This is a genomic window from Rhizobium bangladeshense, assembly GCF_001662075.1.
GTDB classification, from domain to species: Bacteria; Pseudomonadota; Alphaproteobacteria; order Rhizobiales; family Rhizobiaceae; genus Rhizobium; species Rhizobium bangladeshense_B.
Window position 1 is genome coordinate 230,179 of the sequence record NZ_LYPL01000003.1, and the last position, 16,045, is coordinate 246,223.

The 16,045-nt window shown below is 59.9% G+C and carries 13 protein-coding genes and 1 pseudogene; 7 read left to right on the forward strand and 7 right to left on the reverse strand.

Going from position 1 to position 16,045, the window contains the following annotated elements; genetic code table 11:
• Window positions 1–90: 90 nt before the first annotated feature.
• Window positions 91–729: a hypothetical protein gene (locus A7X77_RS08705; RefSeq protein ID WP_064682551.1), complete on the forward strand. Its 639-nt coding sequence runs from the start codon at window positions 91–93 to the stop codon at window positions 727–729.
• 191 nt (window positions 730–920) lie between these two features.
• Here the strand turns inward: A7X77_RS08705 and A7X77_RS08710 are convergent.
• Window positions 921–1,877 (reverse strand): annotated as a pseudogene (locus A7X77_RS08710) (EamA/RhaT family transporter); the annotation flags it as partial.
• A 262-nt stretch (window positions 1,878–2,139) separates the two neighbouring features.
• Here A7X77_RS08710 and A7X77_RS08715 point away from each other — a divergent pair.
• Window positions 2,140–3,054 (forward strand): LysR family transcriptional regulator, encoded by a 915-nt coding sequence (locus A7X77_RS08715; RefSeq protein WP_064682552.1) that lies wholly within the window; start codon window positions 2,140–2,142, stop codon window positions 3,052–3,054.
• Window positions 3,055–3,147: 93 nt separating this feature from the next.
• Here A7X77_RS08715 and A7X77_RS08720 read toward each other — a convergent pair whose 3' ends face one another.
• Window positions 3,148–3,369 carry a DUF2798 domain-containing protein gene (locus tag A7X77_RS08720; protein WP_064682553.1) on the reverse strand — a complete coding sequence of 74 codons (222 nt, stop codon included), beginning with the start codon at window positions 3,367–3,369 and terminating at the stop codon, window positions 3,148–3,150.
• Window positions 3,370–3,757: 388 nt separating this feature from the next.
• Between A7X77_RS08720 and A7X77_RS08725 the strand changes: the two genes are divergently transcribed.
• The 5 genes from A7X77_RS08725 to A7X77_RS08750 all read left to right on the forward strand — a co-directional run bounded on the left by A7X77_RS08725 (window position 3,758) and on the right by A7X77_RS08750 (window position 8,778).
• The gene (locus A7X77_RS08725; protein ID WP_064682554.1) at window positions 3,758–4,168 is read left to right on the forward strand and encodes an organic hydroperoxide resistance protein; all 411 of its coding nucleotides are present in this window, start codon (window positions 3,758–3,760) and stop codon (window positions 4,166–4,168) included.
• Between the two features lie 75 nt (window positions 4,169–4,243).
• Window positions 4,244–4,693, forward strand: coding sequence for a DUF6130 family protein (locus A7X77_RS08730; RefSeq protein ID WP_064682555.1), 450 nt, complete (start codon window positions 4,244–4,246; stop codon window positions 4,691–4,693).
• Window positions 4,694–4,765: 72 nt separating this feature from the next.
• Entirely contained in the window at window positions 4,766–5,368 is a 603-nt protein-coding gene (locus tag A7X77_RS08735) for a hypothetical protein (RefSeq protein WP_064682745.1), read from the forward strand.
• 642 nt (window positions 5,369–6,010) lie between these two features.
• The gene (locus tag A7X77_RS08745) at window positions 6,011–6,949 is read left to right on the forward strand and encodes an SIR2 family protein (RefSeq protein WP_197486813.1); all 939 of its coding nucleotides are present in this window, start codon (window positions 6,011–6,013) and stop codon (window positions 6,947–6,949) included.
• Complete coding sequence (locus A7X77_RS08750; protein WP_064682557.1) at window positions 6,946–8,778, forward strand: ATP-binding protein; 1,833 nt, start codon at window positions 6,946–6,948, stop codon at window positions 8,776–8,778. Before A7X77_RS08745 ends, A7X77_RS08750 begins: the two co-directional genes overlap by 4 nt.
• Before the next feature lie 83 nt (window positions 8,779–8,861).
• Here A7X77_RS08750 and A7X77_RS08755 read toward each other — a convergent pair whose 3' ends face one another.
• The 5 genes from A7X77_RS08755 to A7X77_RS08775 all read right to left on the reverse strand — a co-directional run bounded on the left by A7X77_RS08755 (window position 8,862) and on the right by A7X77_RS08775 (window position 15,863).
• Entirely contained in the window at window positions 8,862–10,994 is a 2,133-nt protein-coding gene (locus tag A7X77_RS08755) for a beta-galactosidase (RefSeq protein ID WP_064682558.1), read from the reverse strand.
• 13 nt (window positions 10,995–11,007) lie between these two features.
• On the reverse strand, window positions 11,008–12,153 hold the full coding sequence (locus tag A7X77_RS08760; RefSeq protein ID WP_064682559.1) for an ABC transporter ATP-binding protein: 1,146 nt from the start codon (window positions 12,151–12,153) through the stop codon (window positions 11,008–11,010).
• Window positions 12,154–12,190: 37 nt separating this feature from the next.
• Complete coding sequence (locus A7X77_RS08765) at window positions 12,191–13,042, reverse strand: carbohydrate ABC transporter permease (protein ID WP_064682560.1); 852 nt, start codon at window positions 13,040–13,042, stop codon at window positions 12,191–12,193.
• Complete coding sequence (locus A7X77_RS08770; protein ID WP_064682561.1) at window positions 13,042–13,926, reverse strand: carbohydrate ABC transporter permease; 885 nt, start codon at window positions 13,924–13,926, stop codon at window positions 13,042–13,044. Before A7X77_RS08770 ends, A7X77_RS08765 begins: the two co-directional genes overlap by 1 nt.
• 662 nt (window positions 13,927–14,588) lie before the next feature.
• Window positions 14,589–15,863: an ABC transporter substrate-binding protein gene (locus tag A7X77_RS08775; protein ID WP_064682562.1), complete on the reverse strand. Its 1,275-nt coding sequence runs from the start codon at window positions 15,861–15,863 to the stop codon at window positions 14,589–14,591.
• Window positions 15,864–16,045: the final 182 nt, after the last annotated feature.

Here is a 16,045-nt window from a genome sequence, read left to right on the forward strand (position 1 = left end):
CGATGTGCAACGCGCGATAGCAATCTATCTTTCAAGTCTGTTCACGTCGTGCAGTGCACGGCATCTGATGGTCTCATTCGGAGGAAAACGATGCGGATAGCAACCTTAGCGTCCCTGGCCGTGCTTTCGCTGGCGGTTGCAGCAAGCCCGGCAACGATTGTCGGGCTCGACATGGCTGCACTTGCAAAGGACGGCGGAAACGGCGGCGGCAATGGTGGCGGGGGCGGCAATGGCGGCGGCAATGGTGGCGGCAACGGAAATGGTGGCGGCCAGAACAGCGGTTCAAATCATGGCAGCTCCAAGTCGCAATCCGTGAGAGGCAAATCGTCAGAGGCAGCCGGCAAGAACAAGTCCGGGAAGACAGACACCGCAGCCAAAAGCACGAAAGAGAAGAACCTGTCGGCGCAGCTTAAGGGCCTGAATTCCCTGAAACGGAATTACCGGGCGCTGATGAACACATCGGACCCGCGCATGGCTGCCATTTCGGCCTACGCCGTGGCCTACGCCCAGTATGAGCTCGACAACGGAATCGAGCCCGCAGCCGACGACCCCGTGCTGGGCGATGCGGCGTTGGAGGATGCCTTGGCTTCCGCCACCAAAACCGGCGAGGTCAGCCCGGCGGTTCTGGACGAAGCCAAGACCATTCTCGGCGTTGGCGAAGCCGACGGCAAGATTGATCAGATCCGCACCTCGCTCGAGAACGCCGCGTCGACGACGTCAGATGAATAGCCACGAGTGAGTTGCGAGCGGTGCGAAGCCACCGGAATGGCTTCGCACGAACTATAAGAGCATTTCCGATTTTGTTTGAGTTCGGAAATGCTCCTTTTTTTGCAAATTTTTCGACCTCCTCCCGGAACCGGCCGAGCGCGAGGCTTGGCCATGACAATCAACTGTCTTGCGTTCGGCAGATCACTCCCGCGCAAGTATGATCTTCCCGGCGCAAATCGGAGCTCATAGAAAATCCGCACGGACAGAACGACGCCGGCGATCAGTACAACAATCCCAGCACCCTCGATCGGGGTCGGCCAACGAGCATGCACGACAAGTCCACCGATCACACCGAAGGCCGTTTCCGAGACGATCAATTGCGCGGCCAAGGCAACCGGCAGGCTCCGCGACGCAATGTTCCAGGCCCAGACGCCGCCAACGGTTGCGAGCAGCGCGAAAGAAGCGCCCCAAATATACAAGCTGCCGGCGGCACTCCAACCGAACCCCAATGTCGGAAGCCGGAAGAGGTCCAGCGCGGCACCGGCGGGGTAGAAGGCCAGCATCAGGACGCCACCACCGACCAGTATCAGCGCAGCCCACACGCCGGAGGGCATTTCCGGCCGGGCGGCCAGTGCAGCCTGATTGGCAAGAGCGAACCAGACCCAAAGTCCGACGGCGGCAAGGGCCAGCGGCACGCCAACCCACAATGATCGCACGGAATCCAATCCTTCGGCCGTGAATGCCGTGCCGTTGACGAGAACGAGGCCGGCCAGCACCAGTGCCAGCGGTATCATGAGGGATCGCCACGGCAATGATCCCTGACGCTGGTTACCAACCACCATCAATACGATTGGCACCAGGCCGAGAAAGGCGGGAGCGATGACCGGGCCGGCAAAGACGGCCGCTCCCGTCACGGTCAGGAAGTAGCCGACATATCCGATGAAAGCGAGCCAGATGACATTCAGGCAGTTGCGAAGTGTGAGGTGGCGCAGGACACCCTTTTCGGAAAACAGCATGTAAAGGCCGACGAGCGCCGAAACAACATGACGGATGAGGGCAAAATCAAAGGTGGAATAGTCGCCGATGATGAAGGGCACGATAAAGTTGAGCGAAAAGGCAAAGGCCGCAAACAGAGCGGCCGACACGCCAACATAGAAGAACCTGTCCATGACGATTACCCCTTTTGAGTTGCGTCTCCTTGATCGGATGGGAGAAATGTACCGGCCGGGAGCCCTGGCCGGCAGCCGGTTAAATTGAGAACCACCCTCTCAATGCTCATCCACCGGATCGTGAGCGGTTCAGCATCATCGAGGCCGTTTGAACGACAAGAGGCTAGCCCGGTGATGATGAGGCGACGCCCGCGGCCATTGCTGTTCATCAGAACCGATTTCTCATATCCTCAAGATCGAAGCTTTCAGTCGTCGGGGTGTCATGGATCGGCTTGATGCAATGCGGGTTCTGCTTGCGGTGGTTGACGCCGGCAGCTTGTCGGCGGGCAGCCGGAAGCTGAACGCGCCGCTGCCGAGCGTCAGCCGCAAGGTTGCCGATCTGGAGCGATATCTCGGCGCAAACCTCATCATCCGGACAAGCCGCAACCTGCAGCTCACCGATGCCGGCCGCGACTATGTCGACGCGGCACGCAGGATTATTGCCGATCTCGAGGAGGTCGAACGCAGGGCGTCAGGCGAATATCAGACGCCACGGGGACTGCTGACCATCACGATGCCGATCGAATTTGGCCACCGCTACGTTCTGCCGATCGCGCTCGATTTCATGAACAAGCATCCCGAAGTGACATTGAACCTCCTGTCCCTCGACCGCTCTGTTCATCTGGTCAACGAACAGGTCGACGTCGCCATCCGACTTGGGGAGTTGGCCGACAGTTCGCTGTATGCAGTCAAGGCCGGCGAGTTCCGCCTCTTGACCTGCGCAAGCCCGGCCTATTTGGAGCGGCATGGCACTCCCCAGCATCCGACCGAGCTCGCCGATCACGACGGGATCATGTTCAACGACCGGTCCTTCTTCTGGAGCTTCGAGATCGACGGGAAGCCGGTCGAGGCGATGCCGCGGAGCCGGATCGAGGTGAACACCGCGGCCAACTGCGTCGCCGCCGCGTGCAATGGAGCCGGGATCGCCCGCCTCTTCGACTATCAAGTTCCGGAGGAGCTGTCTTCGGGCATGCTCGTGCAGATCTTGAAGGATTATGACGGCGGGCCCAAGCCCATCCACATCGTTTATTCCCGTCAGGGCCTGCTTGCCCTCAAGCTGCGCGCCTTCATCGATTGGATTCTGCCGCGGCTTCGCGCGGCCTGCAGCAATTATGGCGATGCGCCATCACCGGAATGAAACGCGCGCTTCCCTGACCGTCCGCGCCCAATCCTGGTGATGCCGATAATCGCCAAGCATGGTCATTGTCATCGGCCACCGAGATTCGGTTCGTCAGCGGACGATGCGGTCGACCTGCGCCTGAAGCTGTGGGCCAATCAGCAGGATGGCGGGAATGACGATGAGATAGGCGATGCTCCACGAGCGCAGCCACGTCAGCACGAATCCCTTGGAAAAACCCAGATTGAGCGCGAGCAGCGTGAAAGAGATGAGCCCTGTCGTTACGATGCCCATCGACAGGGCGAAAGCGATCTTGCGTTTGAAATGCGTGTTCATATCCGTCTCCTGACTGGATGAGAGATCAAGACCGCCTCGGCAGGTCGATCCCGGTTAGCGCTTCGAAGATCGCGCAATGCCGGCACCGGCGGTAGCGGGAAAACCTGAGAGGCAGCCTCTTGAGTTCGGCAAGTTCCGAACGGCAGGGAATCCTCGGCGGTTGGGAGCCATATGCCCCGCAACGCGCTACTTTTTTCGACATCCTCCACAGCGCTCCGGCCTCTCGCAACCTGATGCAAGACTGAGCGAAAACGAGAGGCTTGCTCTCACTCCTGCTCGCTACCGGGACGGTCTGGCCGAGCTCATATTCCCGTCATCGCCGCGTGGCGGCGCCTGAAAAACCAGCAGCCCGCTATGTCGCCGGCTGAAATCGAACAAGGAATATCAAATGTCGAAAGTCATCTATACCGGCACCACCCACACCACCGGCGGACGCGACGGCGCGTCTCGCACGTCCGACGGTCGCCTCGACGTGAAACTCTCCCCGCCCGGTTCCTCGGCCCCGGGCACCAATCCCGAACAGCTCTTCGCCGCCGCCTGGTCTGCCTGTTTCCTCGGTGCGATCGGACGAGCGGCTGCCGAACGCCAGCTTCGCGTGCCCGCCGATGCTGCCGTCAATGCCGAGATCGACCTCGTCTCCAACGATGACGGCGGCTATGTCCTGCAGGCGCGGCTGAATGCGAAGCTGCCGGGCATCGAGGCTGACCTCGCCAAGTCCCTGGTCGAGCGCGCTCACCAGCTCTGCCCCTACTCCAAGGCCACGCGCGGCAACATCGCCGTCGAACTCAACGCCGCCTGATCGGCTCCAACTCAACGTCGCGCCGGTGCCCCGGCAATGCCGGTCACGACTGGCGCGACCACAAGGGATTATGTCATGACCAAGACCGCAAGAGCCCTCGCAACGGCAGCTTTCCTGCTCGCCGGCACATCCCTCCACGCGCAGACGCCGCATCAGGCGGCGACGCAGTTCCTTCCGATCAAGAACGAAGCCGCACCCGAGCTCTTCGTGGATCAGCCCCTTCCCGAACCGCTGGCCACCAGAGGCGTGGCGATCATTCCCTATCGAACCGAGAACTTCCGCATCCTGCCCATTTTCGGCGCCAGCGCGACCGATGTCTCGCCTCGGGCCGGGCACCTTCATGTCAGCATCGACGACCTGCCATGGCGGTGGGCCGATGCGGGCGGCACCGGCGCCATCGTGCTGACCGGCCTGCCGCCCGGCGAACACAAGGTGCTCATCGAACTCGCCACACCAGCGCACGAAGTGCTGGGCGGAAAGCTTGTGAAATTCACAGTACCGTCAATCGGCGGTGCGCAACATTAGAGGTCTGTTTTCCGATCTCCCCAATTTGACCCAAGCACCATGGTAGTGAACTTGGATGAAGGAAATCCGGGGATATCGATCTTGCTAAGAAGTCTGTCGCTGCTGGTTGGAATAACATTGGCGGTGCCAGCCTTTGGCAATTGCTTAACCGCCAATGAGACCAAACAGGGCGTGCTGCTGACCAGAGAAGCGCCTTTCTATTCCGTATTCTACAAGCCGGACGGCCCGGGTCTCACCGAACAACGGCTGATGGAGCGCGACGGTTCATTGCAGCCGGTGTCGGCGGTCTATTTGCACCCCTTGCTCGTCGAAAAGAGAGTGAGCGCCAGCGGGACGCATGAGCTGAAATACGCGAATGCGATTGCGTTAGACGATCTACCGCAGAAGAAGAACTGGCAATCCGACACCACGCTTTTCATCAATGGCAAAAAATCCGTGTCGGGCACGACTTTTATCAGGTTCGACGGCTTGGGAGAGGAAACGATTGCATCTTGTTCCTACAATGTCTGGGTCATCAACAGCCGTCTGAAACTGACGGAATTGCCTCCGATCATTTTCGAACAATACTATTCCCCCGAGCTCAATCTCGTTCTTCGTTCGGTAAGGCTGAGCGCCGCCAACCAGCCGTTGAGCGAGGTTCGATTTGATCGGTTCCAAATCGGCTGGGGCAACTAGGGGGACACCCCTCTATCATCCCAGTCGATGCAGAAGGGCTAAGATGGATGGAACTGGCCGGTTTCAGGCCTGCCGCCCTGCGGCCGCCCCGAAATTCCCGTCCGCGCTTTTGATCCGGATGACGAAACCGCGATGGCCTCATTTCTTGCGGAGGATGAGGACGCGATAGCGCTCGCCCGCTTCAAACTGTTGTTGAAGAGGCAGCAAAGGATGCTTGAAGACAATGTAAATGGACCATGTCAGTTCACGCGAGAGCAAATTCCGGAGATCAATCGCCATCTGAAAAGGCGGGTCGATATCCTGCTCCGGAATCAGAGATCGTGATTGCTTCGCTCGGACGGTAAGCCACAGAAAGATCATGCTGCTCGGTGACGCGTGTGAGAATGGTGAACATGGAAGAGGCTCTCTATTTGCGGGTACAGCGGTTGGACAACACTCGGATTTATCATCGCCGGCCCAAACATTTTGGTTCACAGAACCCCACGAGCGTCTGCGCAAGTTGCTCGCAAAAAGGGAATGCGCTTTACTTGCCTAATGGCGCGCACACTGATTCTCTCGGAACAATCTGAAGAAGTAAGAAAGCTTACTGAGTCGTATATTCAGTCTGGAAACCTGAACTTCCTTGTCGGGTCGGGAGCGTCGATGCCCGCGATGAAGGTTGCGGGGAACATCGAAGCAGAAATAAACAACCTCTTGATTGGCGGCAATCCTGCCGACGCCGATCTGATGGCACTTGAGTTCATCGAAGAGCTGGCGGAGACGAACATCGACCTCCTCGCAGATATTGACCAGGAGTCTATAAAAGACACTCTCGCGAATTATACAGACTTCCTTTCGGCGGTCGACGGAATACTCTTCGAAAGAAAGAATATACTGCTACCCCGACAGGCGAACATTTTCACGACTAACTATGATCTCTTCATCGAGAAGGCCGCTTCGAAACTTCCTAATGTGACATTGAACGACGGCTTCGACCGGACTTCTACGGTCGGCAGCAGATATCTGTTCTCACCCGAGAAGTACTTCGACAGGACCTACCGGTCAGGTAGCACCAACGGCCGGATTGCGGAACTGCCGGTCCTCAACTTGATCAAGGTACACGGCTCATTGAGTTGGCACAGGGATGCCGACAAGGAGATTCGTTTCTCGTCAAACGGTGTATCGCTATCAGGCCATGTGCAGAAGAACGATCCAGCCGCGGTCTCCAACGCTTTGGCTAATCGCGCGCTGATTCTTCCCAATCTTCGCAAGTTCGAGTCCACAATGCTAGAAAGGGTTTACTTCGACCTGCTCCGGCTATTCTCTAACTGCATGGACAGGGACAATGCACTCCTCATCGCGTTCGGCTTTTCGTTCGCGGACGAGCATATTCTGGACATCACCAGGCGCGCTTTACGCAACCCGACCGCCCAGTTGCTCATATTCGCTTATTCCAGCGCGAACGTCGCTGCATTCTCAGATAAATTTTCCCAGAACCGAAATGTAGTTATCGTCGACCCGGGGACAGGAGCTCCTACAGACTTCAAGGTCTTCAACTCCATCCTGCGCGAAGTCGTTCCCGACGGCGGTAAACCACTATGAGCGACATCCGTCTCCAAAAAGAGGCAGTCCTCCGGGTTGGGGAAGTTTCCGGCGTCACCGGGCGGCGGGTTCTTGTCACCGTCGACAAAGACAAGAACTTGTCCGAATTGTTTTACGATGGAGACCTCCTAAGGAACATCGCGGTCGGCAGCTACGTCGACATCAGGAAGGGCTTTGTCAGCCTCATCGGCAAAGTTGACGGTGAGAACGCGAATCCGGACTCCTCCAGATCGGAAGACCCCGATCCGATAATGCGTGGTCGGCGCGTGCTCTCGGTGTCCCTAGTCGGCTTCATCGACAGGAAGGGACATTTCTACGGCGGTACAAAGGAGCTTCCACTTGTCGGAAACGAAGCATATCTTCTCACCCGTGAGCGGGTGCTCCAGGTACACAACCTCATCGCGGAGGACGGGATCGCACTCCACATCGCGACCTCCGAATATGAAGGCTACGAGATCGCCCTTCCGGTAGACGGGCTGATGAACAGTCATATTGCTATCTTCGGCAATACCGGGAGCGGCAAGTCAAACACGCTCGCGACGCTATACCAGCACTTCGTCGCAAAGATGAGGTCGATGAACGCAGCGATGTTCAACGAAAATTGTCGCATTTTGCTGTTCGACTTCAACGGCGAATATGCGCACGCCGACTGCATTACCGACGACAAGATAGTCTACAACCTTTCCACGCGAAACGACCAAGGCGATAAGCTGCCGTTGGGCAACGCCGGCCTCCTAGACATTGAAATGCTGTCCATTGTCTCGGACGCGACGGAGAAGACCCAAAAACCCTTCCTGCGCCGAGTCCTTACGCAATACGAACGGGTAACGGAAGGAAATGATCCAACCGAGCATCTCAGGAACATAATCCGGCAGCAGGTTTCGCAGGTGCTTCAGATGTCGGACAAGATACGGATCGACCTACTCTTCGATTACCTGCGGCAAGTCCTTCCTGAGCAGGACGAAAACGGAAATCCCGTAGAGATAGCGTCAGACCTCGAATGGTATAGCAACTCGGCTCAGTTCAAATGCGGCCAAGACTGGCTACGCGGCAATCAAGGAGCGATTTTCAATACCATCGTCTACCAACACGTCGCCCGGTTCACCTTCGCCAATGACATCATCGCCGATTTCATCACATTCTCATACGTCCAGCTCATTTATGATGTCCTTGCGAATCGTGCCCAGAACGAGCATATCGCCCCTGTCATAAACAAATTGCGCAGCAAGCAGAAAGACATCCGGAAGGTATTCGACCCGGCGTTTCAAGGAGAGCTTTTCGGTAGCAATGTCGTCGTGGTCAATCTGAACGACGTCAATCTGGAAATGAAGAAAACGATCCCGCTGCTGCTGTGCCGCCGCATCTACCAGGAGCACAAGACTTCGTCTCAGGGTAAGGCGCTCAACATCGTGATCGATGAGGCTCACAACATTCTTTCGACTGAGTCCTCTAGGGAGACGGAGAGCTGGAAGGACTATCGCCTAGAAACGTTCGAGGAAATAATAAAGGAAGGACGCAAGTTCGGTGTCTTTGTGACCATCGCTAGTCAGCGGCCCAACGACATTTCCCCAACGATAACTTCTCAGGCGCACAATTACTTCATCCATCGACTGATCAATCAGAAGGACCTGCAGTCGATCGCAAGCGCCGTATCTTACATCGACAAGCTGACGGAAGAGTCGATTCCTACCCTTCCGACGGGAACTTGCATTTTTAGCGGGATGGCCGGCCAGATGCCTCTCAAACTAAACATCAAGGCTCTTGAACACAGCCTGCAGCCCAAGAGCAACACCTTGCGATTTGCCTCTTTGCTTGCCGGTAACAATTAACGGCGTCGAAGAAGGTTTCGTTACGCTTCTACGCCTGGATTGACGAGGCTGCGATTTGATTGGATCGAAATCCATTCCTAGCCTCATTCCTCCAACTCCACAATCGAACATCCATACCCCTGAAGCTCCAGCCTCCCCGCCACCCTCTTCTCCCCATCCAGCAAATCCCGCCCGGCCGGCACCCCGCCCACCGTCACGGCTTGATCCATATAATTCTGCACAAACAGCAGCCGCCTCACCTCATTCATCCGCATCGTCACCTCCACACCCTCGGGCAGCCCGCCCACCAGCGGTTTGATGCCGGCCGGCGCAAACAGCCGTTCCGTCAGCGCCTCGGTCAGCTCCGGCGTGAGATAGGTGCCGAGATAGACCACCTGCCCCTTGCCGACCTTGCGGGAGGTCGCCATCGGTTGGCCTTCGGCGTAGCGGTTGGACCAGGCGGCGATGATCTCGACGTCGGGGGCGATGGTGAGGTTTTCGTAGAAATGGCCGGCGGCCAGTTCGCGGTTGCCGATCTTGAAGCGGCGGACGCGGCGGTGGCTTTCGGCGGGTTTGTTCGGCGGGATGACGAGGCCGCCGGAGCGCTCCATCACGTCAAAGAGGCCGTTGGCGCCCGGGGCTGCGAGACGGCCGAAATCTTCGACCCGGACACCGGTCAGCCTGGAAAGCGCAGTACCCGGCGCGGTTTCGCGGATGACGTGGTTGTCCTCATTGCGGGTGCCGGTGCGCGCGCCGATGACGACGGTGCCGCCGGCTGCGGCGAAGGTTTCGAGCCTCGCCGTCCATTCGTCCTTCCACATCACCCAATGGGGGACATAGAAGAGCTTCAGCCTGGAAAGATCGTCCTCCGGATGGATGAAGCCGCAGGCGATGCCGCGGTCGTAGCAATATTGATGCAGCAGGATCGCGTCGTCCTGCGGGCTCGGCAGGCCGATCGGATAGGTCTTGTGGGCTTCCTGATTGTCGAAATCGGAGCCGGCGATGCCGACATCCATGCGGACATAGGTGCCGAGGATCTTGTCTTTCAGCGCCGTCATCTCGGTCGCGAAGCGCGTCGCCTCCTCATAGCGGTGGCGGCCGATATCGTCATGGTCGATGATGCCCATCCAATAGATCTCGGCGCCGAAATGGGCCGGCCGCCAGCGGAAGAACATCAGGCCGTCCGCACCGTGCGCGACCGAGGAGAGCGCCATGCGGCGCAGCTCGCCCGGCTCCGGCGTCAGCGTGCAGAAGCCCGGCTGGCTGCCGAAACCCGATTGCTGCTCGGGCACGATGTAATTGCCGGAAAAGCCGCGGCAGATATCGAGGTGCAGCGCCTGCACCTTGGCGTGGTTGCCGAGCCGCATGAACTCGTCATAGAGCATGGGATAGATGTCGTAGCCGACGAAATCGAGATCCTTGCTGAACTGGCCGCGGAAATCGATATCCCGGAGGCCGCCGAGATTGTGGAAGACGAACCAGGAAGATTTCACCTCCCTGAGGATCTCGACCTGGTCGTGCTGGAAGCGTGCCGTGGAGAAGGCGAGGAAGCGGTGGTAATCCTGCAGATGGCCGGGGCTCGGGAAGGTCGGGCCGAATTCGATCGGCAGCACCACCTGATCGAAGCTGTCATAGGCCGTCGCCCAGAAATCCCCGCCCCAGGCGGCGTTGAGCTTCGATATCTCGCGATATTTATCGGCGAGGAAGGGCTGGAATTCGCTGAGCGTCGCCTGGGAAAAGCTCTCCGGCATGCTGGTGTTCAGTTCGTTATCGGTCTGCCAGCCGATGACATGGGGATTGCCGCGATAATGCTCGGCCATCGCCCGGGTGATGCGCTTGCTGTGCTCGCGGAAGACCGGACTTGCCGTGTCGCAATGCTGGCGCGAGCCGTGGCTCATCGGCCGGCCCTTGCCGTCGACCCTTAAAATTTCAGGGTGGGCAGCCGTCAGCCAGCGCGGCGGTGTCGCCGTCGGCGTGCACATGATCGTATCGATGCCATGGCGCCCGAGGATTGCTATGGCGCGGTCGAAGAGATCGAAATCATAGGTGCCGAGCTTCGGCTCCAGAATGTGCCAGGCGAATTCGGCCATGCGCACGACATTGAAGCCGGCTTTGGCCATGCGCTCGGCATCGCGCTCCCAGTAGCTTTCATCGACATGTTCGGGATAATGCGGGACACCGACGAGGAAGCGGTCGGTCTGGACGGTGTTCCATACGGAGAGGGTCTTGTCGGACACGGGCGGTCTTTCCTTATTTGTCGAGAGTGGTCTTGCGGGCGCTGATCGTGCGGCCGCCATCGGGGGAGAAGAGATAGAGCTCGTTCGCATCGAGCTTCAGCGCCACCTTCTGCCCGGCGGCGAAGGGCGCGACATAGGAGAGCTGCGCGGTGATGTTGCCGGTGCCGCTTTCCGACGCGATGGTGCGGAGATTGCCGGCATCGACATAGAGAATGGTCTCGCGGCCGAGATGCTCGATGAGGCGGACTTCGCCATGCACGGCCCCGCCCTCGCTGCCCTCGGCGACCACAGAAATCGCTTCCGGCCGCACGCCGAGCGTCAGGCCGGTGCCCTTCGCAAGCGACGTCGGCTGCGAGAGCTCCACCGTGAGCGGCGCAAGGCCGGGCGCGGAAACGGTGACGCTGCGGCCGGAGACGGCGTCGAGGGTGACGCCGAGGAAATTCATTCTGGGCGCGCCGAGGAAGCCGGCGACGAAGAGATTGTCGGGGTTGCGGTAAAGCTCCAGCGGCGAGCCGACCTGCTCGATGATGCCCTTGTTCAACACGACGATGCGGCTTGCCATGGTCATCGCCTCCACCTGGTCATGGGTGACGTAGACCATGGTGGCGCCGAGCTCGGCATGCAGGCTGCTGAGTTCGACGCGCATCTGGGTTCTGAGCGCCGCATCGAGGTTCGACAGCGGCTCGTCGAACAGGAAAACCTCCGGCGAGCGGGTGATCGCCCGGCCGATCGCCACGCGCTGGCGCTGGCCGCCGGAAAGCTGCTTCGGCCGCTTGTCCAGCTGGTCGTCGATGCGCAGGATCCTGGCGGCGCGGGCGACCGCCGCATCGATCTCGGCCTTCGGGCGCTTGGCCATCCTGAGACCGAAGCCCATATTCTCCGCCACCGTCATGTGGGGATAGAGCGCATAGGATTGGAAGACCATGGCGATGCCGCGATCGCCCGGTTCCTGCCGGCTGACATCGCGCCCGTTGATCAGGATCTGGCCCGAGGAGATCGCCTCCAGGCCGGCGATGCTCTTCAACAGCGTGGACTTGCCGCAGCCGGACGGGCCGACCATCACGATGAACTCGCCCTGCGCCACGGAAAGATCGATGCCGCGCAGCGCATGATAGGAACCGTAATTCTTGTTGATCGCACGAAGTTCGAGACTGGTCATATCCTGGCCCTCTCTTGTTGAAACGGAAGACGCCGGCTCATCCCTTCACCGCGCCCATGGTGAGGCCGGCGATGAAATGCCGCTGCATCAGGAAGAACATCACGACGGGCGGCACGGCGACGACGATGGTGCCCGCCGAAACCAGGTTCCAGGCCGAGACCCATTCGCCGCGCAGATTGGCAAGGCCTGCCGTCACCGGCTTGACGCTGTCGCTGACGGTCAGCACCACGGCCCAGAAATAATCGTTCCAGACGAAGGTGAAGATCAGGATGGCGAGCGCCGCGAGCGCCGGCCGCACCAGCGGGATCACCACATGGATGAGCGTCTGGAACGGAGAAGCGCCTTCGGCGCGGGCCGCCTGGAACAACTCGTCCGGCAGGGCCGCGATGAAATTGCGCATGAAGAGTGTGGCGAACCCCGTCTGGAAGGCGACGTGGAAGATGATCAGCGCCACCGTCGTATCGATCAGGTCGAGCCGCACCATCAGGTCGCGCACCGGGATCATCATGATCTGGTGCGGCAGGAAATTGCCGCCGACGAAGAGCGCGAAGATCAGCATGTTGCCGCGAAAGCGGTAGCGCGACAGCACGAAGCCGGCGAGCGTCGACATGATAAGCACGCCGATGACGGAGGGAATGGTGATGATCAGGCTGTTGAGGAAATAGCGCGCCATCGGCGTGTCGGTGAAGACGGCCCGGTAATTGTCGATGACGCCGATCTCGGTCGGCCAGCCCCAGAGATTGCCGCCCATCACATCAGCCGTCGAGCGGAAGGAGGTCAGCACGATCGCGAAGAGCGGGCAGAGCCAGAGGATGAGCACGATGATGACGGCGAACACATAGAAGCGGCGCTGCCAGGTCGCGGTTTCGGGTATCGGACGAGGATACATCAGCCTCCCCTCTCTTCGCTGCGGATGATGTGGGTGAGATACCAGGCGATGAAGACGGCCATGATCACGAAGAGCACCGAGGCGATCGCCGCGCCGTAGCCGAAGCGGTAGGAGAAGATCGACTGCTCGTACATCTGGTAGGCGAGCACCGAGGACGAGCCGAACGGCCCGCCCGCGGTCATGACGGAGATCATGTCGAAGGAGCGCAGCGCGCCGACGACCGTGACCGCGATGGCGATGAAGGTGACCTGGGTCAGCTGCGGCAGCACGATGTGGCGCAGCATGTTCCAGCCCCGAGCGCCATCGACGCGGCCGGCGCCGATCAGCTCTTCGCTCAGATTGTTGAGGCCGGCGAGATAGAGCACCATGCAGAAGGTGATCTGCGGCCAGAGCGCGGCGATGACGATCGCGAAGGTGACGAAATGCTCGTCGGAAAGCACGGCCGGCGCCACCGCGCCGAAGGCCTTGAAGATCAGCGCCAGCAGCCCGAATTCCGGCGTATAGACCCAGGTGAAGACGACGCCGACCGTGACCGAGGCGAGCACCAGCGGAATGAAGAACAGCGATTTCAGAAAGCGCATGCCTGCGATTTTCTGGTTGACCAGCAGCGCGATGGCGAGCCCGATCGGCGGCGCTGCCATGAACATGACGAGCCAGATCAGATTGTTCTTCAGCGACACGTAGAATTGCGGATCGTTATAGAGCTCGACGTAATTGCCGAGCCCGATCCAGACCATGTCGCCGAAACCGTCCCACTCGTGAAAGCTGATCCAGACGCTGCGCACCGCCGACAGCAGGATGACGGTGAAGAACAGCGCGATCGCCGGCGCGATGAGCAAAACCGGAGTCAGCCACCACCGCTGGCGGCGCCATAATGTCTGCATGTCAGGAGCCCTCATGTTATTCGTATGAGCTTTTCTGCCCTCAGATCGCTGTTAAAGCCCGCCAACCCCTCCTTTCGTCATGCTCGGGCTTGTCCCGAGCATCTGCCCCCGGATCGATAGGGCAGCAGATCCTCGGCACAAGGCCGAGGATGACGCCGAGTGGAAGGCGGGCGTCGCCGGGAGTAAAGCGACGTCCTCAGCCTGCTGACAAAGCCCGCCACCCCTCCTTCGTCATGCTCGGGCTTGTCCCGAGCATCTAACCCCGAACCGATAGGGCAGCAGATCCTCGGCACAAGGCCGAGGATGACGTCGAGTGGAAGGCGGGCGTCGCCGGGATTAAAGCGACGCCCTCGGCCTGCCGGCAAAGCCCGCCAGCCTCTCTTTCGTCATGCTCGGGCTTGTCCCGAGCATCTGACCACGTCGATGCGCAGCAGATCCGCGGCACAAGGCCGAGGATGACGTCGAGTGGAGGCGGGCGTCGTCGGGAGTAAGGCGACGCCCCGGTATGCTGGCAAAACCCGCCACCCTTCCTTCGTCATGCTCGGGCTTGTGCCCCGAGCATCTAACCCCGAACCGATAGGGCAGCAGATCCTCGGCACAGGGCCGAGGATGACGTCGAGTGGAGGGCGGCTTGCCAACAGACTGGGCTGCGGCACCCAGCCTCAGATCTTGTAAATCCGCTTCCGCGTGCCCTCGAGCCGCGTCAGGATCGCCTTGCGCCGATCGGGTTTGGCCATGAACTCCTGGAAGCCGACGAGGCCGGCCTGGGCCATGTCGGGGTCGCTGTCGCGGTCGTAATATTGCGAGGCGCCCTGCACCGTCTTCATCGTTTCGACGGCGACATTGACGAGCGGGTCCTTGCTCGCCGGCAGGTCGTTGCGCGGCGGCACGTTGCCGCCCGGCTCCAGATAGGCCGCCAGGTTCTCCGGCTTGTAGAAATGGGCGAGAAAATCGCGGGCGCCCTGCTTGTTCTTCGCCTTGGCGGGAATATGGACCGAATTGACCGAGAACTCCTCGAAATGGCCGATCTTCGGATCGAGCACCGGGAAGGTCGCGTAGGCAAGCTGCGGCAGATCCGCTTCGGTGAAGGCCGAGCGCAGGAAGGCGCCGAGGTTCATCATGCCGGCTTTCTTCTGCGCCAGAAGTGCTGCGGCCTCCTGCCAGCCGAAGGAGGTGTGGTTCGGGGTGAAGAAGCCCTTTGAAATCATCGCTTCCCACTGGTCGAAGACCGGCGTCAGCGCCGGATCGAGATAGCTCATCTCGCCGTTCATCAGCGCCATGTGCCTGTCGAGGCCGTTGATGCGGAGGTTCATCTGGTCGAACCAGCCGGCCGCCGGCCACAATTCCTTGGTGCCGATCGCAACCGGGGTGATGCCGGCTGCCTTGCACTTGTCGCCATAGGCCAGGAACTCTTCCGCAGTCTTCGGCACGGTCAGGCCGTATTGATCGAACACGTCCTTGCGATAGAACATGCCCCAGAGCGTGCCGCCGGTGGGCAGGCCGTATTGCTTGCCGTCTTCGGTGACGGCGCTGGCCGTCGCACCCAGCACGTCCTTGTATTTTTCCTTCTCGAAAAGGTCGGAAATATCGTCGAACAACCCGCGCTTGACGAAGGCGCGCATGCGGTTGCCCGAGAACCAGAAGCAGATGTCGGGCGCGCCGGCGACGAGGTAGTTGCGGATCGCCGTCTTGTGGGCCTCGTGGTCCATATTGTTGACGACGACGTTGACGCCGGCTTCCTTGGTAAAGCCCGCCGCGATCGACTTCAGCGCATCGAGGGCGGCGCCGTTATTCTCCGACGAGATGATGGTGACGTCCTGCGCCTGCGCGATCGCAGGCATCGGAAAGCTGCCCGTCACCGCCGCCGCCGAAACCACGCCCGCCCCCTTCAGGAAGCTTCTGCGGGTGGTTGAGGGAAAATGCTTTAAGAATACCATTGAATTCCTCCCGGTTGATCGACAACACCGCCTGGCCGAGCCGCCTCCTCCTTGGAGCGCGCTCACCCAGGCCTTCAACGCGCCGATCCCGCCTCCTGAACTCGACCGTACAATCCGGCTGCCTCAGTTGATCGGCGGCCGAACTTATGCATAGATTGTGCGAGCCCGCAATAATTAATTTA